Here is a 402-nt window from a genome sequence, read left to right on the forward strand (position 1 = left end):
GAGGGTGCGAGGCGGTGCCGCGCGCACGCCTCCCGGAGCGTGTCGGCGAAATCCGGCTGCTCGAGGTTGCGGGGCGACACGTTGATCGCCACGTCCACCACGAGGCCGGCGTCCTCCCAGGCGCGGATCTGGGCGAGCGCCGTCTCCAGCACCCACCGCGTGACGGCCTGGATGTGGACGGTTTTCTCCAGCAGCGGAATGAAATCGCCCGGGGGCACGGGCCCGAGCTGCGGATGGTCCCAGCGCAGCAGCGCCTCCACGCTGGTGTAGCGCGTCGTGGCGCGTTCGAACTGCGGCTGGTAGACCAGCCGGAACTCGCCCGCCGACAGGGCGCGCGGAACGCTGGCGATGAGTTCGTAGGAGCGCCGGTAGTTGGCGTCCACCGCGGCGTCGTAGTCGCAG

General features: G+C 71.1%; 1 protein-coding gene. It reads right to left on the reverse strand.

The genetic code is table 11. The annotated features are described in order from the left end of the window. The coding region (locus GVL52_RS32525; RefSeq protein WP_160012788.1) for an EAL domain-containing protein at positions 1-402 on the reverse strand (402 nt) is incomplete at both ends.

Source organism: Rhizobium sp. 18055 (assembly GCF_902706285.1).
In the GTDB taxonomy this organism is placed as follows: domain Bacteria; phylum Pseudomonadota; class Alphaproteobacteria; order Rhizobiales; family Rhizobiaceae; genus Rhizobium.